This is a genomic window from Kluyvera genomosp. 2 (genome assembly GCF_036759865.1).
GTDB classification, from domain to species: domain Bacteria; phylum Pseudomonadota; class Gammaproteobacteria; order Enterobacterales; family Enterobacteriaceae; genus Kluyvera; species Kluyvera ascorbata_B.
In genome coordinates, this window is the sequence record NZ_JAPKIA010000017.1 from 44,646 (window position 1) to 68,468 (window position 23,823).

22 protein-coding genes, 3 tRNA genes and 1 pseudogene (1 of these 26 cut by a window edge) are annotated in these 23,823 nt (G+C 53.4%); 18 read left to right on the forward strand and 8 right to left on the reverse strand.

The window, feature by feature from the left end:
- From V6942_RS18025 to rsmC, 4 genes are all read right to left on the reverse strand, one after another.
- Window positions 1-52, reverse strand: a tRNA-Leu gene (locus tag V6942_RS18025); it reaches 135 nt to the left of the window's first position.
- A 35-nt stretch (window positions 53-87) separates the two neighbouring features.
- Window positions 88-174, reverse strand: a tRNA-Leu gene (locus V6942_RS18030).
- A gap of 27 nt (window positions 175-201) precedes the next feature.
- Window positions 202-288, reverse strand: a tRNA-Leu gene (locus tag V6942_RS18035).
- Window positions 289-511: 223 nt separating this feature from the next.
- Window positions 512-1,543 (reverse strand): 16S rRNA (guanine(1207)-N(2))-methyltransferase RsmC, encoded by a 1,032-nt coding sequence (gene rsmC, locus V6942_RS18040; RefSeq protein WP_106925213.1) that lies wholly within the window; start codon window positions 1,541-1,543, stop codon window positions 512-514.
- A gap of 102 nt (window positions 1,544-1,645) precedes the next feature.
- Between rsmC and V6942_RS18045 the strand changes: the two genes are divergently transcribed.
- The 7 genes from V6942_RS18045 (at window position 1,646) to V6942_RS18075 (ending at window position 7,534) form a co-directional block, all read left to right on the forward strand.
- Window positions 1,646-2,059 carry a DNA polymerase III subunit psi gene (locus tag V6942_RS18045; protein WP_106925214.1) on the forward strand — a complete coding sequence of 138 codons (414 nt, stop codon included), beginning with the start codon at window positions 1,646-1,648 and terminating at the stop codon, window positions 2,057-2,059.
- A complete protein-coding gene (gene rimI, locus V6942_RS18050) occupies window positions 2,028-2,474 on the forward strand; it encodes a ribosomal protein S18-alanine N-acetyltransferase (RefSeq protein ID WP_106925215.1) in 447 nt (148 codons plus the stop codon). Before V6942_RS18045 ends, rimI begins: the two co-directional genes overlap by 32 nt.
- Before the next feature lie 17 nt (window positions 2,475-2,491).
- Window positions 2,492-3,169: a pyrimidine 5'-nucleotidase gene (yjjG, locus tag V6942_RS18055; RefSeq protein WP_106925623.1), complete on the forward strand. Its 678-nt coding sequence runs from the start codon at window positions 2,492-2,494 to the stop codon at window positions 3,167-3,169.
- 93 nt (window positions 3,170-3,262) lie between these two features.
- Window positions 3,263-4,852, forward strand: coding sequence for a peptide chain release factor 3 (gene prfC / locus V6942_RS18060; protein ID WP_106925216.1), 1,590 nt, complete (start codon window positions 3,263-3,265; stop codon window positions 4,850-4,852).
- Between the two features lie 205 nt (window positions 4,853-5,057).
- Window positions 5,058-5,219, forward strand: coding sequence for a DUF1328 family protein (locus tag V6942_RS18065; protein WP_106925217.1), 162 nt, complete (start codon window positions 5,058-5,060; stop codon window positions 5,217-5,219).
- Window positions 5,220-5,329: 110 nt separating this feature from the next.
- A complete protein-coding gene (locus V6942_RS18070; RefSeq protein ID WP_333501634.1) occupies window positions 5,330-6,109 on the forward strand; it encodes a TatD family hydrolase in 780 nt (259 codons plus the stop codon).
- A gap of 147 nt (window positions 6,110-6,256) precedes the next feature.
- Complete coding sequence (locus V6942_RS18075; protein WP_106925218.1) at window positions 6,257-7,534, forward strand: NupC/NupG family nucleoside CNT transporter; 1,278 nt, start codon at window positions 6,257-6,259, stop codon at window positions 7,532-7,534.
- Here the strand turns inward: V6942_RS18075 and V6942_RS18080 are convergent.
- Both V6942_RS18080 and V6942_RS18085 read right to left on the reverse strand, forming a co-directional pair.
- Window positions 7,529-8,392: a YjjW family glycine radical enzyme activase gene (locus V6942_RS18080; protein ID WP_333501606.1), complete on the reverse strand. Its 864-nt coding sequence runs from the start codon at window positions 8,390-8,392 to the stop codon at window positions 7,529-7,531. The genes V6942_RS18075 and V6942_RS18080 overlap by 6 nt on opposite strands.
- Window positions 8,364-9,914, reverse strand: coding sequence for a YjjI family glycine radical enzyme (locus tag V6942_RS18085; RefSeq protein WP_182929512.1), 1,551 nt, complete (start codon window positions 9,912-9,914; stop codon window positions 8,364-8,366). The genes V6942_RS18080 and V6942_RS18085 overlap by 29 nt, the downstream gene beginning before the upstream one ends.
- 258 nt (window positions 9,915-10,172) lie before the next feature.
- Here V6942_RS18085 and deoC point away from each other — a divergent pair, with 258 nt between their 5' ends.
- The 5 genes and pseudogenes from deoC (at window position 10,173) to V6942_RS18110 (ending at window position 15,196) form a co-directional block, all read left to right on the forward strand.
- On the forward strand, window positions 10,173-10,952 hold the full coding sequence (gene deoC, locus V6942_RS18090) for a deoxyribose-phosphate aldolase (protein WP_035894562.1): 780 nt from the start codon (window positions 10,173-10,175) through the stop codon (window positions 10,950-10,952).
- Window positions 10,953-11,098: 146 nt separating this feature from the next.
- Window positions 11,099-12,421 carry a thymidine phosphorylase gene (gene deoA, locus V6942_RS18095; RefSeq protein WP_333501607.1) on the forward strand — a complete coding sequence of 441 codons (1,323 nt, stop codon included), beginning with the start codon at window positions 11,099-11,101 and terminating at the stop codon, window positions 12,419-12,421.
- A 52-nt stretch (window positions 12,422-12,473) separates the two neighbouring features.
- On the forward strand, window positions 12,474-13,697 hold the full coding sequence (gene deoB, locus V6942_RS18100; RefSeq protein WP_333501608.1) for a phosphopentomutase: 1,224 nt from the start codon (window positions 12,474-12,476) through the stop codon (window positions 13,695-13,697).
- A gap of 103 nt (window positions 13,698-13,800) precedes the next feature.
- Window positions 13,801-14,520, forward strand: coding sequence for a purine-nucleoside phosphorylase (deoD, locus tag V6942_RS18105; RefSeq protein ID WP_000224864.1), 720 nt, complete (start codon window positions 13,801-13,803; stop codon window positions 14,518-14,520).
- 184 nt (window positions 14,521-14,704) lie between these two features.
- Window positions 14,705-15,196: pseudogene (locus tag V6942_RS18110) on the forward strand (REP-associated tyrosine transposase).
- Between the two features lie 88 nt (window positions 15,197-15,284).
- On the opposite strand, the gene lplA reads toward V6942_RS18110, so the two are convergent.
- Window positions 15,285-16,301, reverse strand: coding sequence for a lipoate--protein ligase LplA (gene lplA, locus V6942_RS18115; RefSeq protein ID WP_333501609.1), 1,017 nt, complete (start codon window positions 16,299-16,301; stop codon window positions 15,285-15,287).
- An 18-nt stretch (window positions 16,302-16,319) separates the two neighbouring features.
- Entirely contained in the window at window positions 16,320-16,952 is a 633-nt protein-coding gene (locus V6942_RS18120) for a YtjB family periplasmic protein (RefSeq protein ID WP_333501610.1), read from the reverse strand.
- A gap of 104 nt (window positions 16,953-17,056) precedes the next feature.
- Between V6942_RS18120 and serB the strand changes: the two genes are divergently transcribed.
- From serB to V6942_RS18150, 6 genes are all read left to right on the forward strand, one after another.
- Window positions 17,057-18,028 (forward strand): phosphoserine phosphatase, encoded by a 972-nt coding sequence (gene serB / locus V6942_RS18125; RefSeq protein ID WP_106925224.1) that lies wholly within the window; start codon window positions 17,057-17,059, stop codon window positions 18,026-18,028.
- A 10-nt stretch (window positions 18,029-18,038) separates the two neighbouring features.
- On the forward strand, window positions 18,039-19,421 hold the full coding sequence (gene radA / locus V6942_RS18130; RefSeq protein ID WP_333501611.1) for a DNA repair protein RadA: 1,383 nt from the start codon (window positions 18,039-18,041) through the stop codon (window positions 19,419-19,421).
- A 119-nt stretch (window positions 19,422-19,540) separates the two neighbouring features.
- Window positions 19,541-20,767: a multifunctional transcriptional regulator/nicotinamide-nucleotide adenylyltransferase/ribosylnicotinamide kinase NadR gene (gene nadR, locus V6942_RS18135; protein WP_333501612.1), complete on the forward strand. Its 1,227-nt coding sequence runs from the start codon at window positions 19,541-19,543 to the stop codon at window positions 20,765-20,767.
- A 472-nt stretch (window positions 20,768-21,239) separates the two neighbouring features.
- Window positions 21,240-22,016: an ABC transporter permease gene (locus V6942_RS18140; RefSeq protein ID WP_333501613.1), complete on the forward strand. Its 777-nt coding sequence runs from the start codon at window positions 21,240-21,242 to the stop codon at window positions 22,014-22,016.
- Window positions 22,013-22,678 carry an ABC transporter ATP-binding protein gene (locus tag V6942_RS18145; RefSeq protein WP_333501614.1) on the forward strand — a complete coding sequence of 222 codons (666 nt, stop codon included), beginning with the start codon at window positions 22,013-22,015 and terminating at the stop codon, window positions 22,676-22,678. The genes V6942_RS18140 and V6942_RS18145 overlap by 4 nt, the downstream gene beginning before the upstream one ends.
- Before the next feature lie 25 nt (window positions 22,679-22,703).
- A complete protein-coding gene (locus V6942_RS18150) occupies window positions 22,704-23,822 on the forward strand; it encodes a Stealth CR1 domain-containing protein (protein ID WP_420107857.1) in 1,119 nt (372 codons plus the stop codon).
- The last annotated feature ends 1 nt before the right edge of the window (window position 23,823 follow it).

Consider the following 23,823-nt stretch of genomic DNA (forward strand, 5'->3'; position numbering starts at 1 on the left):
AAAGGACACTAACACCTGAAGCTAGCGCGTCTACCAATTCCGCCACCTTCGCACAGATTGTCTCGTTACTTTTTTATATCGCCTCGTTGGTGCGAGGGGGGGGACTCGAACCCCCACATCCGTAAGGACACTAACACCTGAAGCTAGCGCGTCTACCAATTCCGCCACCTTCGCACAGTGCGAGCGATATAACGTGGATTATGGTGCGAGGGGGGGGACTCGAACCCCCACATCCGAAAGGACACTAACACCTGAAGCTAGCGCGTCTACCAATTCCGCCACCTTCGCATACCATCGATTCTTTATGAAAGAATCGTTACCACGGGGCCGAATTCTAGAGATTTTACGCTGGGCGTCAACAGTTAATTATCGAACTTTGCACGATTGCTGAAAAAAAAGGCGGTTATGCGGATTTGGCCGCTTTTGTAGGCCGGATAAGGCGTTTACGCCGCCATCCGGCGTTATCCGTGGCTGTGCCGGATGGTGCTATCGCTTATCCGGCCTGCGGATATTAGGCTTTTTTCGCCTGACGCGTCATTACCGTGCGGTAGACCTTGAAGCGGCCGGTTTGGGCAATCACCTCATGGAAACCAAAGGTTTCGTCCAGCACCGCCGGGTACGGCAGGAAGGCGTTGGCCACGATGCGCAGCTCGCCGCCGCTGTTCAGATGGCGCACCGCGCCACGAATCAGCGTTTGTGCGGCGTCAAGGCTGGTTTGCATGCCGTCGTGGAATGGCGGGTTGGAGATGATCATATCAAAACGACCGTTCACCTCAGAGAAGACGTTGCTGGCCAGCACTTCGCCTTCAATGCCGTTGGCCGCCAGCGTCGCACGGCTGGCTTCAACCGCCGGGGCGCTCACGTCGCACAGCGTCAGGCGAACTTTCGGCGAGTGGCTGGCGAGCGTCGCGGCCAGCACGCCTGCGCCGCAGCCGACGTCCAGCACCTTGCCTTTGGTGTGCGGCGTCAGGGTGGAAAGCAGCAGTTGGCTGCCGACGTCCAGCCCGTCGCGGCTAAATACGCCTGGCAGGGTTTTAATGGTTAAATTATCGAGCTGATATTCGCCCCAGAATTTTTCCGCATCGAACGACGGCTGTTTTTCCAGACGACCATGATACAGGCCGCAGCGGCGGGCGCTGTCGACTTTGTTCAGCGGCGCGTACTCGGCCAGCATCTGTTCGGCGCTACGCACGCCGCTGCGGTTTTCGCCAATGACGAAAATATCGGTGCCCACCGGCAGCAGAGACAGAATGTTCATCAGCTGGAACTGGGCTTCCGGCTTGTTTTTCGGCCAGTAGTAGATAAAGGTGTCGCTGTCGGCCACGTCTTCCGCCTGTGCCACAAGGCCAAAGCGGACGCTGTCGCCCATCTGGCGGCTCAGCACCTGCCAGTGATGGAACTGCTGGGTGTGCGCGCGGCTTGCGGCGGTTTCAAGGCGTGCGGGCAGGTCATCCTGCAAATCGCCGGCAAAGAAAATACGGCTCTGTTCGAAATCGTCACTGTGGCGCAGCAAGACTTCACTTGCCGGGGTAAAAGCAGACATGAATGTTTCCTCATTAAACTCAGGTCGCGATTATAGTGTGTAATTGGCGCAGTTTCGATGAATTTGCTATATTTGCGCCCTTGATAGACAGGAGCGTTGTACATGACATCCCGGCGAGACTGGCAATTACAACAGTTGGGTATTACCCAGTGGTCACTGCGTCGCCCAGGGGCGCTGCAGGGGGAAATCGCGATTACGCTCCCGCAGCATGTTCGTTTAGTGATTGTGGGCGAAGAACTCCCCGCACTGACGGAGCCGCTGATGGCCGACATTCTGCGCGCATTGCGCATGACGCCGGACCAGGTTTTACCGCTGACGCCCGATCGCGTAGCCATGTTGCCACAAGAGGGCCGCTGCCACTGCTGGCGGCTGGGTAACGACGCGCCGGTGACGCTGGAAGGGGCGGTGATTTCGACGCCGCCGTTTAATGAACTTCAGGCCAGCGCGCCCGCTCGCGCCGCGCTCTGGCAACAAATATGCGCCCATGAACACGATTTCTACCCTCAGCACGACTGATTTACCCCGCGCCTTCGACATCGAAAGACGCGCCCATGCGTTTCCCTGGAGTGAAAAAACCTTCGTCAGTAATCAGGGCGATCGCTATCTGAACTTCCAGATGTCGGTCGATGGCAAGATGGCGGCCTTTGCCATCACGCAGGTGGTGCTGGATGAGGCGACGCTGTTTAACATTGCGGTTGATCCGGCGTATCAGCGCCGAGGCTTAGGGCGCGAACTGCTTGAACATCTTATCGAGACGTTAGAAACGCGCGGCGTGCTGACGCTCTGGCTGGAGGTGCGCGCGTCTAACCACGCGGCCATCGCGCTGTATGAGAGTTTAGGTTTTAACGAGGCGACGATTCGTCGCAACTATTATCCCACGGCGGAAGGCCGTGAGGATGCCATTGTGATGGCGCTGCCGATTGGTATGTAAGATAAGGTGAAATGATGATGAAGTGGGACTGGATTTTCTTCGATGCCGACGAGACGCTGTTTACGTTTGACGCGTTCAGCGGCCTACAGCGGATGTTTCTCGACTACAGCGTGACCTTTACCGCGGAAGATTTCCAGGACTACCAGGCGGTGAACAAGCCGCTATGGGTGGACTACCAGAATGGGGCGATCACTTCGCTCCAGCTTCAGCATCAACGTTTTACCAGTTGGGCAGAACGCCTGAACGTTCATCCTGGCGATTTGAACGATGCCTTTATGAATGCCATGGCCGAGATTTGTGCACCGCTACCGGGCGCCGTGTCGCTGCTGAACGCGCTGCAGGGCAAGGTCAAGATGGGCATCATTACTAACGGTTTTACCTCATTGCAACAGATTCGTCTGGAGCGTACTGGCCTTCGCGATCACTTTGAGCTGCTGGTGATTTCTGAAGAAGTCGGTGTGGCAAAACCGGACCGCCGAATCTTTGACTACGCGCGGGAACAGGCCGGCAGCCCAGACCGCTCGCGCATGCTGATGGTTGGCGATACCGCCGAGTCGGATATTCTCGGCGGCATGAACGCCGGCTGGGCAACCTGCTGGCTGAACGCGCACCAGCGCGCGCTGCCGGAAGGCATCACGCCTGACTGGACGGTAACCTCATTGCCTGAACTGGAGCGACTCCTGTGTAAACAGTGATTGCCAGCCCCCCTTTGATGGGTAAAATAGCCGCAATTTTTTCGTATTCAACATGCGCGGCGTGATGCCGTGCTTACTCAAGAAGATTGAATTATGACGTTGTCTCCTTATTTGCAAGAGGTGGCCAAACGCCGCACTTTTGCCATTATTTCTCACCCGGATGCCGGTAAAACGACGATCACGGAAAAGGTCCTGTTATTCGGACAGGCTATTCAGACCGCCGGTACGGTAAAAGGTCGTGGCTCCAGCCAGCATGCGAAATCTGACTGGATGGAAATGGAAAAGCAGCGCGGTATCTCCATTACCACCTCCGTGATGCAGTTCCCGTATCATGACTGCCTGGTGAACCTGCTGGACACCCCGGGGCACGAAGACTTCTCCGAAGATACCTACCGTACGCTGACGGCGGTCGACTGTTGCCTGATGGTCATCGATGCCGCGAAAGGCGTCGAGGACAGGACGCGTAAGCTGATGGAAGTGACCCGTTTGCGCGATACGCCGATCCTGACCTTTATGAACAAACTCGACCGTGACATCCGCGATCCGATGGAAGTGCTGGATGAAGTTGAGCGCGAGCTGAAGATTGGCTGTGCGCCGATCACCTGGCCGATTGGCTGCGGCAAGCTGTTCAAAGGCGTTTACCATCTCTATAAAGATGAAACCTATCTGTATCAGACCGGTAAAGGGCACACCATTCAGGAAGTGCGTATCGTCAAAGGGTTGAACAACCCGGATCTGGACGCGGCGGTCGGTGAAGAGCTGGCGCAGCAGCTGCGTGACGAGCTGGAGCTGGTGCAGGGCGCATCCAACGAGTTTGATAAAGAGCTGTTCCTGGCCGGTGAAATTACCCCGGTCTTCTTCGGTACCGCGCTGGGTAACTTTGGCGTAGACCACATGCTGGACGGTTTAGTGGAGTGGGCGCCTGCGCCGATGCCGCGTCAGACCGACACTCGCCTGGTGGAAGCTCAGGATGAGAAGTTCTCCGGCTTTGTGTTTAAAATTCAGGCCAACATGGACCCGAAACACCGCGACCGCGTGGCGTTTATGCGCGTGGTGTCCGGTAAATATGAAAAAGGCATGAAGCTGCGCCAGGTTCGCATCGGCAAAGATGTGGTGATCTCCGATGCGCTGACCTTTATGGCAGGTGACCGTTCGCACGTTGAAGAAGCCTATCCGGGCGATATCATCGGTCTGCACAACCACGGCACCATTCAGATTGGTGATACCTTCACCCAGGGTGAAATGATGAAGTTCACCGGTATCCCGAACTTCGCGCCGGAGCTGTTCCGTCGTATTCGCCTGAAGGATCCGTTGAAGCAGAAACAGCTGCTGAAAGGGCTGGTTCAGCTGTCGGAAGAAGGTGCCGTTCAGGTGTTCCGCCCGATCGCCAACAACGATCTGATCGTTGGGGCCGTCGGCGTGCTGCAGTTTGACGTGGTCGTTGCGCGCCTGAAAAGTGAATATAACGTAGAAGCTATCTACGAATCGGTGAACGTCGCGACCGCCCGTTGGGTGGAAGGGAAAGACGTGAAGAAATTCGAAGAGTTCAAGCGTAAAAACGAAGTACAGCTGGCGCTGGACGGCGGCGATAACCTGACTTACATCGCCCCAACCATGGTCAACCTGAACCTGACGCAGGAACGCTATCCTGACGTCGAGTTCCGCAAAACGCGCGAACACTAATCGCCCTTCAGAGCACGGCGTCCGCCGTGCTCTGCCCGTTTTTCCCCCTCGCTCCCAACGACAGAATGTTCCTAATTGCGGTAGGTTTTAACGCAGCGGCGTCCTTTTTGACCTAGTCTCATTATCAGCACGATGAAAAATATCTTGTTGATTTTAGTTACTGGATCGATCAACTGGTCGGCACGTACGGATAAAGGAGAATCATATGTTTCGTTGGGGCATTATCTTTCTGGTTATCGCGTTGATTGCCGCCGCATTGGGCTTTGGTGGCTTGGCGGGGGCAGCAGCGGGCGCAGCAAAAATTGTGTTCGTTGTCGGTATCATTCTGTTCCTGGTCAGCCTCTTCATGGGACGTAAGCGTCCTTAGCTTTTCTTAACATCACAGCAACCACGGTATAAGCCAGCGCCTACGTGCTGGCTTTTTTTATGGCGGCTGTTTTACGATACCCTCAGACCAGCTTTACCGACGAGGCGCGAGTGACCTACCGTTTTATCGACACCCACTGTCATTTTGATTTTCCCCCTTTTACCGATGATGAAGCGGCGAGCCTGGCGCGTGCGGCGCAGGCGGGCGTGGAGAACATTATCGTTCCGGCGACTGAAGCGGCGCGTTTCACCCGCGTGCTGGCGCTGGCCGCCTCGCATGCGCCGCTGTATGCCGCGCTCGGTCTGCATCCGATTGTCGTAGAGCACCACGACGAGCAGAGTCTGGCACAGCTTGAGAGCCTGCTGGCCGCGCGCCCGAAAAAGCTGGTGGCGATCGGGGAAATTGGCCTCGATCTGTACCGTGAGGACCCGCAGTGTGAACGTCAGCAATACCTGCTGGATGCGCAGTTACGGTTGGCAAAGCGGTACGATCTGCCGGTGATCCTGCATTCGCGACGTACCCATGACAAGCTGGCGCTGCATCTCAAGCGGCATAACCTGCCGCGAACCGGTGTGGTACATGGCTTTGCCGGTAGCCTGCAGCAGGCGGAACGCTTCGTTCAGTTGGGCTATAAAATTGGCGTTGGCGGCACGATTTCTTACCCGCGGGCCAGCAAGACGCGGGACGTGATGGCGCAACTGCCGCTTTCAGCACTGGTGCTGGAAACCGACGCCCCTGATATGCCACTCAACGGTTATCAAGGGCAGCCGAATCGACCCGAGCGGATTGCGGACGTCTTTACTCATCTTTGTTCACTGCGCCCGGAGGCACCGGAACAGATAGCCAGCGCGCTTTACGCCAATACTCATGCACTCTTTTCGGCCTTGTAGGGTGACGTAGATCTCATTGTCAGGTATTAGCCTGATTCTATTGCGTGAAACCTGTGACAGCGAACGAAAAATATAATCCCGTGACGTTATAATCGGCGCCGTAGGTTTGCCGTAATATTTATATTTTTCAATACACAGGGACTCTGTATGCAAATCCTCATGGGACTCATCGGCATGGTGGTGCTGCTCGCCATTGCCATACTTCTTTCCAGTAATCGTAAAGCAATTAATCTGCGCACCGTGTTTGGCGCCTGGCTTATCCAGGTCGGCATCGGCGCGCTCATCCTCTATGTACCGGCCGGGCGAAAAGTGCTGCTGGCGATGTCTGAAGGCGTGGCTAACGTTATCGCCTACGGCAACGAAGGGATCGGCTTCCTTTTCGGCGGTCTGGTCTCCGATAAAATGTTTGAAGTATTCGGCGGCGGCGGCTTTATTTTTGCGCTGCGCGTACTGCCGGTCATCGTCTTCTTCTCTTCGCTGATCGCCGTGCTTTACTATCTTGGCATCATGCAGTTTGTCATCCGCATTCTGGGCGGCGGCCTGCGTAAGGTGCTGAAAACGTCGCGTACGGAATCGCTTTCCGCCACCGCAAATATCTTTGTTGGTCAGACGGAAGCTCCGCTGGTGGTACGTCCGTACATCGCCACCATGACGCGCTCCGAGCTGTTCGCCGTTATGTGCGGCGGGCTGGCGTCGGTGGCCGGTTCCGTGCTGGCGGGCTATGCGCAGATGGGCGTGCCGCTGGAGTACCTGATTGCAGCGTCGTTTATGGCGGCACCGGGCGGCCTGCTGTTCGCGAAAATCATCATTCCGGAAACGGAAACACCGCATGATTCTCCTGCGCTGGAACAGGACGCGCAGGGTACGGATGCCCCGAGCAACGTGCTTGACGCGGCGGCCTCTGGTGCGGCATCCGGGATGCAGCTGGCGCTGAACGTGGGGGCAATGCTGCTGGCGTTTATCGCGCTGATTGCGCTGCTGAACGGTATCCTTTCCGGCGTGGGCGGCTGGTTTAACTATCCGGAGCTGTCGCTGCAGCTGATCCTTGGCTGGGTCTTCTCGCCGCTGGCGTGGGTGATTGGCGTACCGTGGAGCGAAGCGACGGTGGCCGGGTCGTTTATCGGCCAGAAGCTGGTGATTAACGAGTTCGTGGCGTACATGAACTTCGGTGAATACCTGAAAGCAGATGCGGAAGTTGCCGCGGCTGGTTTGCAGGTGATTTCTAACCACACCAAAGCGATTATCTCCTTTGCGCTGTGCGGATTTGCCAACCTGTCTTCTATCGCGATTTTGATCGGTGGGCTGGGCAGCATGGCGCCAAAACGTCGTCCGGAGATTGCGCAGCTCGGGCTGAAGGCCGTTGCTGCGGGCACGCTTTCTAACCTGATGAGCGCCACGATTGCCGGCGTGTTCCTCGCACTATAAGTAAAGCGCCGGAGGGATAATCTTCGTGATTCCTCCGGCCTGCAGCGCTTGGCTCAGGGCTTCAATATCCTGTGGCCCGGCGCTGCGCCACGTTTTTGCCTCTCCATAAACCCCGTGTGCGTGAAACGCGTTCAAACGAACGGGCACATCGCCAAGGCTGGTAATAAATGCGCAGAGCGACTCGGCGTTTTGCCGATAATCCGTCTGGTCGGGAATCACCAGCAGCCGCAGTTCGCTGAGCATGCCGTGCTGCGCCAGCCAGAGTATGCTTTGCTTAATGCGCGCGTTTCCTCGGCCGGTCAGCGCGACATGACGTGCATTGTCCCACGCTTTTAAATCGACCATGACGCCGTCGCATAGCGGTTGCAGCTTCTGCCAGCCGCTTATCGGCAGTTCCCCGTTGCTGTCAACAAGACAGGTCAGATGCCGAAGCCCGGGCATGGCCTTCAGGCGCGCGAACAGCGCGCAGATAAACGGCAGTTGGGTAGTGGCTTCGCCGCCGCTGACGGTGATGCCCTCAATAAACGGCGCGACCTTGCTAATGTGCTGAATGACCTGTTCCACGCTCATTGACTGCGCCATGGGCGTCGCCTGCTGCGGGCACATGTGCAGACAGGTATCGCACTGCTGGCAGACGTCTGGCTGCCACGCTACGCGGCCATCATCGATGCGCAGCGCCTGGTGCGGGCACTGCGCTACGCATTCGCCGCAGTCGTTGCAGCGCCCCATGGTCCAGGGGTTATGGCAGTTTTTACAGCGCAGATTGCACCCTTGCAGGAACAGGGCCAGGCGGCTGCCTGGCCCGTCAACGCAGGAGAACGGGATGATTTTACTGACTAAAGCGCATCTGCTGTTCATGACTGACGACACGAGGTTGACGCTCCAGGATACGGGTATTACGTGCGGCTTCTTCACCGAGCCAGGTGGTGTTGGTACGTGAGCCTTCTGCGCGGTATTTCTCCAGATCGGACAAGCGCACCATGTAGCCGGTCACGCGGACCAGATCGTTCCCGCTGACGTTGGCGCTGAATTCACGCATACCGGCGTTAAACGCCCCCAGGCATAGCTGCATCACCGCCTGCGGGTTACGTTTTACCGTCTCATCGAGTGTCAGTATGTCGCTGATGCCGGCCGTGTAGTACGGGTGGTGCGGTGCAACGGTCAGTAGATGGGTAATCGGATCCGGTTCGTCGCCGTATGGCAGACGCGCACCCGGTGTGGTGCCGGTGTCTGAGCTTATCCCCGACTGCGCGTGCAGCAGCGCGCGCTGCTGCCAGCCGTACTGCACCGGCGTTTGCGCGACGAACTCCGCCAGTGCGGCGCTGATGCGGTAGGCGAGCGTGTTTGCTTGCTCATCCTTACCGTAGCGCCCGTCAATGCCGTTGCGTTCACACAGCTCGTTGACCGCTTCTGCTAGCGAATAAATGCCGAACATGGGCACAAAGCGCGCGGGATCGATCAGCCCTTCATTGACCAGGAAGCTATTCTCAAAGAAGCCGGATTGCTCGTAGAGGAAGCGACAGCGCGCATCAATGATGGCGATTTGCTGCTGACAGTAGTGCGGCAGTGTGCGGTTAAAGAAGTCATCGATGGAGTCACTGCGTCGGGCAACCTGCTGCAAATTCAGACGCACCAGCGTGCTGCCGCCGCCGGCGAGCGGCAGCGAGTTGTAACAACTCACGATGCCATATTGACCGTTTGTGAAAATTCTATCATTTTCCGGGCCGTTGGCGATATGCGGCTTACTGCACTCACAAATATTTTGTGCCACCTGGAGCAGCAGATCGTCAGGGGTAATTTGCGGATCGTAGATAAAGGTCAGGTTTGGTGCAACCTGCTTTAATTCGGCATCTGCGCGTAAAATTGCGCGCGTAATTGGCGTATCGTGTGGGCCAATGTTGACGTGGGTGAATGCGTCGGGCAGCGTGCGATCCAGGTAGCGCCAGAAACGTTTTATTCGAATATCGATTTCATCTTGTGTTAGAATTCTAACATATGGCGACAGCAGCGCATCAAGATGGCCCAGGTAGACCGGCATGGCGGTCACGGAAGGGACGTGATGATAAAGAATCGTCAGCAGCGAGAGCGCGTCATCCAGATCCTGTGCGCCTTCCAGCTCGAGCCATTGGGAGCCGTTGGCAAGAAAACGTTGATAGTCCGGTAAGACATAGCGCGGTTTATACGGCGCATGTCCTTCGAACATATCGCAAATGACGCCTTCAGCCAGCGCGGCCTGCGCCGCTTCGGGGAGCGCAGGGTACGGCAGGGCGTTCTCGGCTTCCAGCGCCAGGAAATGACGCTTTTGTTCCGGGGATAACACGGAGCTTGTCACAATTTGCTGGCAATGTTGCAGCAGCGGTGTATCGAGCGAAGTGGGCATCTTCAGTTCCTCAGACGAGAGATGCGCGAAGTGTATGAAAAACGATGAGGCTATCTTTTGATCCTATCGGCTGAAGTGGCGCTTTATTTGCCCTCGGAGGCTTGAAAGTTTGAAGTTGATCGCGTTGTTGTTATGCAAATTTGTACGAAGTTTTCACTAAGTGTGATGAATGTCGAAGTGTGAGCGCGGGGCGGTGTTACAATAATCACAGACCCGCAAGGTAACGATTTGAACGGCAATGCGCCGTCGGAGAGCAAAATGACTGATTTAAAGGCAAGCAGCCTGCGTGCGCTGCAGTTAATGGACTTAACCACCCTGAATGAAGATGACACCGACGCGAAAGTCATCGCGCTGTGCCATCAGGCTAAAACCCCGGTGGGTAACACCGCGGCAGTTTGCATCTATCCGCGTTTCATCCCAATTGCGCGTAAAACGCTGAAAGAGCAGGGGACGCCGGATATCCGCATCGCAACCGTCACCAACTTCCCGCACGGCAATGACGACATCGAGATTGCGCTGGCGGAAACCCGTGCGGCGATTGCCTACGGCGCAGATGAAGTTGACGTGGTGTTCCCGTACCGCGCGCTGATCGCCGGTAACGAGCAGGTAGGTTTTGATCTGGTGAAAGCCTGTAAAGACGCGTGTGCTGCGGCAAACGTACTGCTGAAAGTGATCATCGAAACCGGCGAGCTGAAAGAAGAAGCGCTGATTCGCAAAGCGTCTGAAATTTCTATCAAAGCTGGTGCAGATTTCATCAAAACTTCTACCGGTAAAGTGCCGGTGAACGCGACGCCAGAAAGTGCGCGCATCATGATGGAAGTGATTCGTGACATGGGCGTACAGAAAACCGTGGGCTTCAAACCGGCGGGCGGTGTGCGTACTGCGGAAGACGCGCAGCTGTTCCTGTCTATTGCTGACGAACTGTTCGGCGCGGATTGGGCTGACTCCCGTCACTACCGCTTCGGTGCTTCTTCCCTGCTGGCCAGCCTGCTGAAAGCACTGGGCCATGGCGACGGTAAGAGCGCTAGCAGCTATTAAAATCTGAATTGTCCTGTGTAGGCCGGATAAGGCGACAGCCGCCATCCGGCAAATTTGCCTGATGGCGTTTCGCTTATCAGGCCTACAACGGAGATGTTCTGTGCTGGGGGCTTCGTGCTTATCCAGCCCATAATAAGGAGGGTACCTTGTTTCTCGCTCAAGAAATTATTCGCAAAAAACGTGATGGCCTGGCGCTGAGTGATGAAGAGATTCGTTTCTTTATCAACGGTATTCGCGACAACACCATCTCTGAAGGGCAGATTGCCGCGCTGGCGATGACCATTTTCTTCCATGATATGAGCATGCCAGAACGTGTCTCATTGACCATGGCGATGCGAGATTCAGGCACTGTCCTGGACTGGAAGAGCCTGAACCTCAACGGCCCGATTGTTGACAAGCACTCTACCGGCGGCGTCGGTGACGTTACCTCTCTGATGCTTGGCCCGATGGTTGCTGCCTGCGGCGGCTACATTCCGATGATTTCGGGTCGTGGCCTTGGTCATACCGGCGGAACGCTCGACAAGCTGGAGGCGATTCCGGGTTTCGACATCTTCCCGGATGACAACCGCTTCCGCGAAATTATTAAAGACGTGGGTGTGGCGATTATTGGGCAAACCAGCTCGCTCGCACCGGCGGATAAACGTTTTTACGCTACCCGCGACATTACCGCGACGGTGGACTCTATTCCGTTGATTACCGCGTCTATCCTCGCCAAAAAGCTGGCAGAAGGGCTGGATGCGCTGGTGATGGATGTGAAAGTGGGCAGCGGCGCATTTATGCCGACCTACGAACTCTCTGCTGCACTGGCGGAAGCCATTGTTGGCGTGGCCAACGGCGCGGGTGTGAAAACCACCGCACTGCTGACCGACATGAACCAGGTGCTGGCGTCCAGCGCAGGTAACGCCGTTGAAGTACGTGAAGCGGTGCAGTTCCTGACGGGGGAATACCGCAACCCTCGCCTGTTAGATGTCACGATGGCGCTGTGCGTTGAGATGCTGATCTCCGGTCGTCTGGCGAAAGATGACGCTGAAGCGCGCGCCAAACTGCAGGCGGTACTGGATAACGGTAAGGCGGCTGAGATCTTCGGTCGCATGGTTGCCGTGCAGAAGGGGCCGACTGATTTCGTTGAAAACTATGCGAAATATCTGCCAACGGCGATGCTCAGTAAAGCGGTCTATGCTGATACCGAAGGTTTCGTGAGCGCGATGGACACCCGTGCACTGGGTATGGCCGTCGTGTCGATGGGCGGTGGTCGTCGTCAGGCATCGGACACTATTGATTACAGCGTCGGCTTTACCGACATGGCCCGTTTGGGCGATAGCGTCGACGGGCAGCGCCCGCTGGCGGTGATCCACGCCAAAGATGAGGCCAGCTGGCAGGATGCGGCGAAAGCCGTCAAAGCGGCAATTAAACTGGACGATAAAGCCCCAGAAATTACACCGACAGTCTATCGTCGTATCACTGAATAACGATATACTGATCTGATCGCTTTTTTACAGCGCAAGATGTATGGAGAACAAGATGAAACGTGCATTTATTATGGTGCTGGACTCCTTTGGGATTGGTGCAACGGAAGATGCTGACCGCTTTGGTGATGTTGGCGCCGACACGATGGGCCACATTGCAGAAGCCTGTGCCAAAGGCGAGGCTGACCACGGCCGTAAAGGCCCGCTGAATTTGCCTAACCTTACCCGTCTGGGGCTGGTGAAAGCGCATGAAGGTTCTACCGGCAAAATTGCCGCGGGTATGGACGGCAACGCCGAGGTCATTGGCGCCTATGGTTGGGCGCATGAACTCTCTTCCGGTAAAGATACGCCGTCAGGCCACTGGGAAATCGCCGGCGTGCCGGTTCTGTTCGACTGGGGCTACTTCAGCGACCACGAAAACAGCTTCCCGCAGGATCTGCTGGATAAACTGGTAAAACGTGCCAACCTGCCGGGTTACCTCGGTAATTGCCACTCTTCCGGTACCGTGATTCTGGATCAACTGGGCGAAGAGCATATGAAAACCGGCAAGCCGATTTTCTATACCTCTGCGGACTCCGTATTCCAGATCGCCTGCCATGAAGAGACCTTTGGCCTGGATAAACTTTACGAGCTGTGCGAAATCGCCCGTGAAGAGCTGACCGAAGGTGGTTACAACATTGGCCGCGTTATCGCGCGTCCGTTTATCGGTGATAAAGCGGGTAACTTCCAGCGTACCGGTAACCGCCACGATCTGGCCGTTGAACCGCCGGCACCGACCGTATTGCAGAAACTGGTTGATGAAAAACACGGTCACGTGGTTTCCGTCGGTAAGATTGCGGATATCTATGCGAACTGCGGTATCACCAAAAAAGTGAAAGCCACCGGCCTGGATGCGCTGTTTGATGCCACCATCAAAGAGATGAAAGAAGCGGGTGATGAGACGATTGTCTTCACCAACTTCGTGGACTTCGACTCTTCCTGGGGTCACCGTCGCGATATCGCCGGTTATGCCGCAGGTCTGGAGCTGTTCGACCGCCGTCTGCCTGAGCTGATGGAACTGGTCGGTGAAGATGACATTCTGATCCTCACCGCTGACCACGGCTGTGACCCGAGCTGGACCGGTACCGACCACACCCGTGAACACATTCCGGTGCTGGTGTACGGCCCGAAAGTGAAACCGGGTTCGCTGGGCCACCGTGAAACCTTCGCGGATATCGGCCAGACGCTGGCAACGTACTTTGGTACGTCGCCGATGGCTTACGGTAAAAACATGCTGTGATGCAATTGCCCGGTGGCGCTTCGCTTACCGGGCCTACGTTTTTTGTAGGCCTGATAAGGCGTAGCCGCCATCAGGCGCTGACAATTTAAATAAGGATAAAACGATGGCAACCCCACATATTAACGCTGAAATGGGCGATTTCGCTGATGTTGTGCTGATGCCGGGCGACCCGCTGCGTGCGAAGCACATTGCTGAAACTTTCCTCGAAGATGTCCGTGAAGTGAACAACGTTCGCGGCATGTTAGGTTTCACCGGTACCTACAAAGGCCGTAAGATCTCCGTGATGGGTCACGGTATGGGGATTCCGTCCTGCTCCATCTACACCAAAGAGCTGATCACCGATTTCGGCGTGAAGAAAATCATTCGCGTAGGCTCCTGCGGTGCCGTGCGTATGGACGTCAAACTGCGTGACGTGGTTATTGGTATGGGTGCCTGCACCGACTCCAAAGTTAACCGTATCCGCTTTAAAGATCATGATTTCGCCGCTATCGCTGACTTCGACATGGTGCGTAACGCTGTTGATGCGGCAAAAGCGCTGGGCGTAGACGCGCGCGTGGGTAACCTGTTCTCTGCCGATCTGTTCTATTCTCCGGACGGCGAAATGTTCGACGTCATGGAAAAATACGGCGTGCTGGGCGTGGAAATGGAAGCGGCGGGCATCTACGGCGTAGCCGCAGAATTTGGTGCGAAAGCGCTGACCATCTGCACCGTGTCCGACCATATCCGTACTCACGAGCAGACTACTGCCGCTGAACGTCAGACGACCTTCAACGACATGATCAAAATCGCGCTGGAATCCGTTCTGCTGGGCGATAAAGAGTAACGTTGTTTGTGTGCCCGGTGGCGCTTTGCTTACCGGGCCTACAGTCTGTTGTAGGCCGGATAAGGCGCAGCCGCCATCCGGCAATTCGCCGCATATATTGCGAGCTTCCTTCTCAAAATTCTCTCCCAATCTTGCCATCTGCAACTAACCCGATAAGGTCGAATTTTGTTAAAGGAAAAACAAAATGTCGAACTATCGCTGCCATTACATCAACGGTGGAACATGGTTTTTCACCGTAAATCTCAAAGACAGGCAAAGCGATCTTTTAATCAGGAATATTGCTGAACTCCGTGGCGCAGTTCGTGTGGTTAAGCGCATTAAACCCTTTTATATCGACGCCTGGGTCATTCTCCCCGAGCATCTTCACTGCATCTGGACGCTTCCCGCGAATGACTGTGATTTTTCTTCTCGCTGGCGTGAAATTAAAAAGCGATTCACTCAATCATTGCTACACCAAACCGTGTGGCAGCCGCGATTCTGGGAGCATACGATACGCGACGAGCGTGATTATCGCCGCCATATCGATTACATCTACATCAACCTGATAAAACACGGTTGGGTATAGCGTGTTCAGGATTGGCCGTTTTCGACCTTTCATCGACATGTTCGCGAGGGCGTTTACCCGGTCGATTGGGCCGGGGAGTTGATGGATCTTGAGACCGGAGAACGCTGTTAATGCCCGGTGGCGCTGTGCTTACCGGGCCTACAGTCTGTTGTAGGCCGGATAAGGCGTAGCCGCCATCCGGCAATTCGCCATCAGTCGCTTAGCGCACGGCCCCTGCGACCCACGCCGCCAGCTCACGAAGCTCGCTTTCCTGATCCGGATATTCCGCAACCAGCGCTTCACAAGTTTGCTGTAAAACATCGGCGCGATACTGGCAGCCCTGTAGCCGCTCTGCCAGTGCTTCCAGCGGCGCGGGGTTGAGGCTATCGGTGAAGATCTGGGTGCGGGTAATCACGCCTTTTTCAACGTCGAAATGCAGTTCAACGCCGCCCCAGGTGAAACGCTCGTCCAGCAGATGCGAGAAGGCCGGCGCCTGACCAAAGTTCCACTCCCAGCTGCTCTGGCGGGCAAAGGTTTCGGCAAAATTCGGCAGATCCGGCGCTTTGTCCGGGGAGATAATCTCGGCGTCTACGCGTTCGCCATAGTGACGGAAAAAGGCCTCGGTTACGGCGGTACAAATCTGCTCGTGAGTCACGTCAGGCAGCAGTTCCACCAGGTTAGCGACGCGGCCGCGCACGGAAGTAATACCTTTCGCCTGTAGCTTTTTCTTATCCGGATTCAGATAGTTTGCCAATCGGCTTAGATCGGCATTCAGCAGCATCGTGCCGTGGTGAAAACCACGGTCCTTGGTCTCGCGGTACGCGGAGCCGGACACTTTGCGCTCGCCTTCCTCGGTTTTGACGATCAGATCGTTACGCCCGGAGGCCTCTGCGGTCACACCGAGTGAATTCAGCGCTTCAAGCACGATAGCGGTTGAGATCGTTTTATCGTACTCCGGTTTGCCCGCCATAAAGGTAAAGCAGGTGTTGCCGAGATCGTGGAACACCGCGCCGCCGCCGCTGCTGCGTCGTGCCAGCCGGACGTTATCTTCTTCCATGCGGCGGGTGTTGCACTCTTTCCACGGGTTTTGCGCGCGGCCAATCACGACCGTGTCCGCGTTGCGCCAGAGGAACAGCACCCGCTGGGTGGCAGGCATCTGACGGAAAATACACTCTTCTACCGCAAGGTTAAACCACGGGTCGTGAGAGTCTGAAAGCAGCAGGCGCAGCGTTGTCATGGCGATTTCCTTTTCTGTTTAGTCTTTATCTTCGTCCTGTACCGGCTTGTTCGCGGTTAACAGGAACGGTGACTGCTGCCAGCGGGTGCGTTTGCCGCGCAGCAGCGTGCGGGCCAGCACCACGCCAATGGCCAGCGACAGCAGCAACATCAGGCGTAAAATATTGGTGGTGTTATCCACCTGGCGGGATTCCGTGGCGATGGTATGGGTATCGAGCGTCAGGCGCAGATAGCCGAGCGGGCCATTTTTGCCGTTGATTGGCTCGACAATCTGCTGGTTAAAATACCCCCCGGCTTTTTTACCGTCCAGCGCTAGCCGATCGCGAAGCGCTACCTGCTCGCCGGCGCGGGCGATAAGGTTGCCCTCTTCATCATAGACGCCAGCGTCCAGGATGCGGCTTTTGGCGGTGAGCTGTTTCAGCAGTTGGCCAATCTTTTTCTCGTCTGGCGTTTCGGTTTTCATCATTGACGCGAGGTTCAGCGACACCTGATATGCCAGCGTTCTTGCCAACTCTTCAAGCTGTGGGTTTCGTTGTTTCTGGCTTTGCTGGCTGAACCAGGAGGCCCCCTGCATCAGCGCGACAAGCAGCGCGAGACAGATCAGGACAATGACCGTACGATGCAGCCGAAATTTCAGTTTTGCGCGAACCATATTCCACCTTTGAAAATTTACAGCTTAATGTTGCCAGAAGCGCTGGTTACAAGGTAGCCTCATGCGTTATTTTCCTGGGCTTAATAAAGAAGATTGGAGCTGTAATGCCAAACAGTTTGACCTGGTGCGACCTGCCTGAAGATGTCTCCTTGTGGCCTGGGTTGCCGCTTTCGCTCAGCGGTGATGAAGTGATGCCGCTGGATTACCATGCTGGCCGTAGCGGCTGGCTGCTGTACGGCCGCGGCCTGAATAAAGAACGTCTGACGACCTACCAGCGCAAGCTGGGCGCAGCGATGGTGATTGTTGCCGCCTGGTGCGTGGAAGATTACCAGGTCATTCGTCTGGCAGGGTCATTAACGCCGCGGGCGACGCGTCTGGCGCACGACGCCGGGCTTGATGTTGCTCCGCTGGGCAAAATTCCGCATCTGCGTACGCCGGGCCTGCTGGTGATGGATATGGACTCTACGGCCATTCAGATCGAGTGCATTGATGAAATCGCCAAGCTGGCAGGCACCGGCGAACTGGTTTCTGAAGTGACGGAACGTGCAATGCGCGGTGAACTCGACTTTAGCGCCAGCCTGCGTCAGCGGGTAGCAACGCTGAAAGATGCGGACGCTGATATTCTGCGTCAGGTGCGCGATACGCTGCCGTTAATGCCGGGGCTGACGCAGTTGGTGCTGAAGCTGGAAACGCTGGGCTGGAAGGTGGCGATTGCCTCCGGCGGCTTTACCTTCTTCGCGGAATATCTGCGCGACAAGCTGCGTCTGACCGCCGCGGTGGCCAACGAGCTGGGCATTCGCGACGGCAAGCTGACCGGTGAAGTGGTCGGTGATATCGTCGATGCGCAATACAAGGCGAAAACGCTGCTGCAGCTGGCTGAAAAATATGAAATTCCGCATGCGCAAACCGTGGCTATCGGCGACGGCGCCAACGACCTGCCGATGATCAAGAAAGCCGGTCTGGGGATTGCGTATCATGCCAAACCGAAAGTGAATGAACAGACGGAAGTCACTATCCGTCATGCCGATTTAATGGGGGTGTTCTGCATTCTCTCCGGCAGCATGAATCAGAAATAAAGAGGTTAACGTGGCGAAAGCTCCTAAACGCGCATTTGTTTGTAATGAGTGCGGTGCGGACTACCCGCGCTGGCAGGGGCAATGCAGCGCCTGCCATGCGTGGAATACCATCACCGAAGTGCGCGTAGCCGCTTCTCCCACGGTCGCACGTAACGAGCGCCTGAGCGGCTATGCCGGTAATGCTGGCGTGGCTAAGGTGCAGAAACTGTCGGATATCAGCCTGGAAGAGCTGCCGCGTTTTTCGACTGGCTTTAAAGAGTTCGACCGCGTGCTGGGCGGTGGCGTGGTGCCCGGCAGTGCGATCCTGATTGGCGGTAACCCGGGGGCGGGGAAATCGACGCTGCTGCTGCAAACGCTGTGCAAGCTGGCAGATCAGATGAAAACCCTATACGTCACCGGCGAAGAGTCGTTGCAGCAGGTGGCGATGCGTGCGCACCGTTTGGGCCTGCCGACCGCTAACCTGAATATGCTCTCGGAAACCAGCATTGAGCAGATTTGCCAGATTGCCGAAGAAGAGCAGCCGAAGCTGATGGTTATTGATTCCATCCAGGTGATGCATATGGCGGATATCCAGTCGTCGCCGGGCAGCGTAGCGCAGGTGCGCGAAACCGCCGCTTATCTGACGCGCTTTGCTAAGACGCGCGGCGTGGCTATCGTCATGGTGGGGCACGTCACCAAAGACGGATCGCTGGCGGGGCCAAAAGTGCTGGAGCACTGCATCGACTGTTCGGTACTGCTCGACGGCGATGCCGACTCGCGCTTCCGTACCCTGCGCAGTCACAAAAACCGCTTTGGTGCGGTGAACGAACTGGGCGTTTTTGCGATGACCGAGCAGGGGCTGCGTGAAGTGAGCAACCCTTCCGCTATCTTCCTGAGCCGCGGCGATGAGGTCACTTCAGGCAGTTCGGTGATGGTGGTATGGGAAGGCACGCGGCCGCTGCTGGTTGAGATTCAGGCGCTGGTGGATCACTCGATGATGGGTAACCCACGGCGAGTGGCCGTTGGCCTTGAGCAAAACCGTCTGGCGATCCTGCTGGCCGTATTGCATCGTCACGGTGGTCTGCAGATGGCGGATCAGGATGTGTTCGTCAATGTGGTCGGCGGGGTGAAGGTCACTGAAACCAGCGCCGACCTGGCGCTGCTGCTGGCGATGGTCTCCAGCCTGCGCGACAGGCCGCTGCCGCAGGATCTGGTGGTATTTGGCGAAGTCGGCCTGGCCGGCGAGATTCGCCCCGTGCCGAGCGGGCAGGAGCGTATTTCTGAAGCGGCGAAGCACGGCTTCCGCCGGGCTATTGTTCCTGCCGCTAACGTACCGAAAAAAGTCCCGGAAGGGATGAAGGTGTTTGGCGTGAAGAAACTCTCCGACGCGCTTAACGTCTTTGACGACCTATAGTGACCGACTCCGGCGCGCGCTGCGACGCCGGTCTTTTTCTCCCCGGATAGTACCGTGAGTACATCCGGGTTTTTTGTATAATGGGTAGATGATTTACCCCAATTTTGCAGGAGGCTCTTGTGTCGTCGTTCGACTATCTTAAAACCGCAATCCGTCAAAAAGGCTGTACGTTGCAGCAGGTTGCAGACGCCAGCGGTATGACCAAGGGCTATTTAAGCCAGCTTCTCAACGCCAAAATTAAAAGTCCCAGCGCGCAAAAGCTGGAAGCGTTGCACCGTTTCCTCGGGCTGGAGTTTCCGCGCCAGCAGAAAAATATCGGCGTGGTGTTTGGTAAATTCTACCCGCTACATACGGGGCATATTTATCTGATTCAGCGCGCCTGTAGCCAGGTGGATGAGCTGCATATCATCATGGGGTACGACGATACCCGTGACCGCGCGTTGTTTGAAGACAGCGCGATGTCGCAGCAACCGACCGTGCCCGATCGCCTGCGCTGGCTGCTGCAGACCTTTAAGTACCAGAAGAACATTCGTATTCATGCTTTCAATGAAGAGGGCATGGAACCGTACCCGCATGGCTGGGATGTGTGGAGTGCGGGCATGAAAACCTTTATGGAAGAGAAGGGGATTCAGCCAAACTGGATCTACACCTCTGAAGAGTCCGACGCGCCGCAGTATCTGGAACACCTGGGAATTGACACGGTGCTGGTGGACCCGAAACGAACGTTTATGAATATCAGCGGCGCGCAGATTCGTGAGAACCCGTTCCGCTACTGGGATTACATCCCAACGGAAGTGAAGCCGTTCTTCGTGCGCACGGTGGCGATTCTCGGCGGTGAATCCAGCGGTAAGTCGACGCTGGTGAATAAGCTGGCGAATATCTTTAATACCACCAGTGCATGGGAATATGGCCGCGATTATGTGTTCTCGCATCTGGGCGGCGACGAAATGGCGTTACAGTATTCCGACTATGACAAAATCGCCCTCGGCCACGCGCAGTATATTGATTTTGCAGTAAAGTATGCCAACAAGGTGGCTTTTATCGATACCGATTTTGTGAGCACCCAGGCGTTCTGCAAAAAGTACGAAGGCCGTGAACACCCGTTTGTACAGGCGCTGATTGATGAGTATCGCTTTGACCTCGTCATCCTGCTGGAAAACAACACGCCATGGGTGGCGGATGGACTGCGTAGCCTGGGAAGCTCCGTCGACCGCAAAGAGTTCCAGACGCTGCTGGTATCGATGTTGAAGAAGAACAATATCGAGTTCGTGCATGTGGAAGAGGCGGATTATGATTCGCGCTTCCTGCGCTGCGTGGAATTGGTCCGGGAGCTGATGGGCGACTAACGAGCATAGGGCTTATCAGTTGATAGGCCCTTTCTATATCACATCTGTATTTTTATTATTATTGATATAATATTTGTATAAATTATTTTTGCTTTATTATCTATTACTATTATTGATATTTATAAATAATAAAACAGCCATCTTCAATATAAATTATATATCTATTCTGATAATATCCTATCAAAAATTATTTATTTTAAAATGTACTTTTAATTTAATTAAACCTGATGGGCTACGAAACAATCTGATATTGAGTACAATATAGCAAGGCATAAGTGCCTTCTGAAATGTTCAATGGAGTGATGTTTCGGGCCTCTGCAATAGCTGAGATAAATAAACAAGTATTTAATATATTTGTGGCCTCCCCCCATTAAACATTTCCCCAGGATATAAGTCGTTCTCGATTAGCGAGCTGGTAGCTATGAGCCATGGGCGGTAGCGTGCCAAAAATAAAGTTATGGACAGAGGTTGTATGGCGAGAAGTGGCTTAGAAGTACAACAGGCGGTTATCAAAGCGCTGTTTATGAGGGAAATAAAAACCCGCTTTGGGAAGTATCGGCTTGGGTATCTGTGGGCGGTGCTGGAGCCAGCGGCGCATTTGATGGTGATGGTGGGGGCGTTTGGCTATGTGATGCATAAAACGATGCCTGATATTTCCTTTCCAGTATTCTTAGTTAATGGAATAATCCCTTTTTTTATTTTCAGTAGTATAACAAACAGATCAATATCAGCAATAGAAGCTAATCAGGGATTATTTAATTACAGACCTGTAAAACCTATAGATACATTGATTTCTAGAGCAGTTTTAGAAGTTTTTGTATATGCATTGGTTTTTGTCCTTTTGATGTTTTCTTTGGCTCTATTTGGCGAGGAATTTACATTTTCAAATGTAGTGAGATTGTTTTTAATATGGTTTCTTCTCTTTATATTTTCATGTGGAATTGGCTTGATATTTATGGTCGTAAGTAAAACATTTCCGGAAACTGAGAAGTTTTTACCCATAATAATAAAACCACTCTATTTTGTCTCATGTGTCATGTTTCCTCTGCATTCAGTACCTGAAGATTACTGGGGGTATTTATTATGGAATCCTATAGTTCATGTGATTGAGTTAAGCAGGGAATCTGTAGTTCCTGGGTATATCTCTGGAGCAACAAGCTTATCATATCTGGCATTTAGCGCATTACTGTCATTGATGATAGGCCTATGTCTGTACACAGCACGTGAAGAGGCGATGTTAACTTCATGATTGAAATAGATAATCTAACGAAAAGTTATCCGACACCATCAGGGCGTCACTATGTATTTAAGAATTTAAAAATCAAACTACCTTCCGCTCAAAGCATTGCACTTATTGGTCGTAATGGTGCAGGAAAATCAACATTATTACGAATGATAGGTGGAGCAGATAGACCTGACTATGGGCAGATAAAAACAGAAAAGACAATCTCATGGCCAGTAGGTCTATCTGGAGGGTTTCAGGGAAGTTTAACTGGAAGGGAGAATGTAAAGTTTGTATCGAGGTTGTATGCCAAAAAATCTGAATTAAAAGATAAAATGACGTTTGTTGAAGATTTCTCTGAGCTAGGGAAATATTTTGACATGCCAATTAAGACGTATTCTTCTGGGATGAGATCTCGCCTGGGATTTGGTCTCAGCATGGCATTTAAGTTTGACTATTATTTAGTTGATGAAGTGACTTCCGTCGGTGATGCACGATTTAAACAAAAATGTCTTGATATATTTAATCAGAGGCATAAAGAATCTAGTTTCATAATGGTATCGCATAGTGTTAATGCATTAAGACAATATTGTGATGCGGCATTGTTTTTAGCAAGAGATAATAATGTTTTTTATTATGATTCTGTAGATGAAGCAATTGATGAATATAATCGAAATGAAAGGATTTAGTCATCGTCAATGATGGGATAAACGGATGTTCAATAAATGCGAGCCTTTCTCTAGGAAATTAAGAAAATTCATTAGAACGCCGGGCGTTTTTTTTCGAGATTATCTATACAAAAAATATCCAGATATATATAACGAGATAAAATGCCCTCAGGATGAAGAGTCTATATTAATACAACATGATTTGGCAATGGAGTGTCAAATTAATATTGATTTCCCTATTGATGTTGTTTTCACTTGGGTTAATGACAAAGATCCTGAATGGCAGAGAAAATATCAGTCTTATATACGTACGAGCACTGGAAATCATGGCCAATATGCTACGGATCAAGCTCGATTCACGAATCATAATGAGCTCTATTATGCGATAAAAAGCGTGGCGAAATATCTTCCATGGGTAAGAACTATTTTTTTGATAACGGATAACCAAAAGCCTGTGTGGTTAAGTGAGTATCCAAAGGTGCAACTTATTGACCACTCAGAAATAATATCATCAAAATATCTTCCTACGTTTAACTCTCATGTTATTGAAGCTCATTTACATAACATCCCAAACCTGGCCGAGAATTTTATCTATTTTAATGATGATGTTTTTGTAGCAAGAGAACTCCCACCTGGACACTTTTTCAAAGGAAATGGATTAGCATCAATATTTATTTCAAGAAAAAGTTTGTCTAAGATGCATGAAAAAGGTGTCTTAACACCGACTCTATGTGCATCACTAAATTCCAAAAAAATGATTAGTAGAGATTATGGGGTGAACATTGACACCCCATTAGTTCATACATATATACCGTTGAAAAAAAGTATCTTTAATTTTGTTTGGGATACGTACTCTGAAGAAATTGAAGCATTTTTAGCAAATAAATTTAGAACAAACCATGATCTTAATATGGCAACATTTATGGTTCCATGGGTAGCGTATGCTAAAGGGATGGGTACATTAGAGAGAGACATTTGTCACTATTTTAATGTTCGATCCCAATCGGCTAAGAAGAATTATCTTTTACTTAAAAGAATTAGAGATGAGGGGGGCGGTCCTCATTCGTTCTGCGCGAATGATTTTACTACGACAAAAGCGGCATTGCAGGATTATCAGTTGGCATTACTATCGATGTTAGATTTTTATTATGACAATAGGAAATAAG

Excerpts from the sequence above, each read along its gene's own strand:
- deoD (WP_000224864.1), top strand. The coding sequence starts at position 13,801 with ATGGCAACCCCACATATTAACGCTGAAATGGGCGATTTCGCTGATGTT.
- V6942_RS18085 (WP_182929512.1), bottom strand. The coding sequence starts at position 9,914 with ATGCCCACTTCGCTCGATACACCGCTGCTGCAACATTGCCAGCAAATT.
- V6942_RS18080 (WP_333501606.1), bottom strand. The coding sequence starts at position 8,392 with ATGAACAGCAGATGCGCTTTAGTCAGTAAAATCATCCCGTTCTCCTGC.
- rsmC (WP_106925213.1), bottom strand. The coding sequence starts at position 1,543 with ATGTCTGCTTTTACCCCGGCAAGTGAAGTCTTGCTGCGCCACAGTGAC.
- deoC (WP_035894562.1), top strand. The coding sequence starts at position 10,173 with ATGACTGATTTAAAGGCAAGCAGCCTGCGTGCGCTGCAGTTAATGGAC.
- prfC (WP_106925216.1), top strand. The coding sequence starts at position 3,263 with ATGACGTTGTCTCCTTATTTGCAAGAGGTGGCCAAACGCCGCACTTTT.
- deoB (WP_333501608.1), top strand. The coding sequence starts at position 12,474 with ATGAAACGTGCATTTATTATGGTGCTGGACTCCTTTGGGATTGGTGCA.
- yjjG (WP_106925623.1), top strand. The coding sequence starts at position 2,492 with ATGAAGTGGGACTGGATTTTCTTCGATGCCGACGAGACGCTGTTTACG.
- rimI (WP_106925215.1), top strand. The coding sequence starts at position 2,028 with ATGAACACGATTTCTACCCTCAGCACGACTGATTTACCCCGCGCCTTC.
- V6942_RS18120 (WP_333501610.1), bottom strand. The coding sequence starts at position 16,952 with ATGGTTCGCGCAAAACTGAAATTTCGGCTGCATCGTACGGTCATTGTC.
- V6942_RS18145 (WP_333501614.1), top strand. The coding sequence starts at position 22,013 with ATGATTGAAATAGATAATCTAACGAAAAGTTATCCGACACCATCAGGG.
- V6942_RS18140 (WP_333501613.1), top strand. The coding sequence starts at position 21,240 with ATGGCGAGAAGTGGCTTAGAAGTACAACAGGCGGTTATCAAAGCGCTG.
- lplA (WP_333501609.1), bottom strand. The coding sequence starts at position 16,301 with ATGACAACGCTGCGCCTGCTGCTTTCAGACTCTCACGACCCGTGGTTT.
- V6942_RS18150 (WP_420107857.1), top strand. The coding sequence starts at position 22,704 with ATGTTCAATAAATGCGAGCCTTTCTCTAGGAAATTAAGAAAATTCATT.
- serB (WP_106925224.1), top strand. The coding sequence starts at position 17,057 with ATGCCAAACAGTTTGACCTGGTGCGACCTGCCTGAAGATGTCTCCTTG.
- V6942_RS18065 (WP_106925217.1), top strand. The coding sequence starts at position 5,058 with ATGTTTCGTTGGGGCATTATCTTTCTGGTTATCGCGTTGATTGCCGCC.
- V6942_RS18075 (WP_106925218.1), top strand. The coding sequence starts at position 6,257 with ATGCAAATCCTCATGGGACTCATCGGCATGGTGGTGCTGCTCGCCATT.
- V6942_RS18045 (WP_106925214.1), top strand. The coding sequence starts at position 1,646 with ATGACATCCCGGCGAGACTGGCAATTACAACAGTTGGGTATTACCCAG.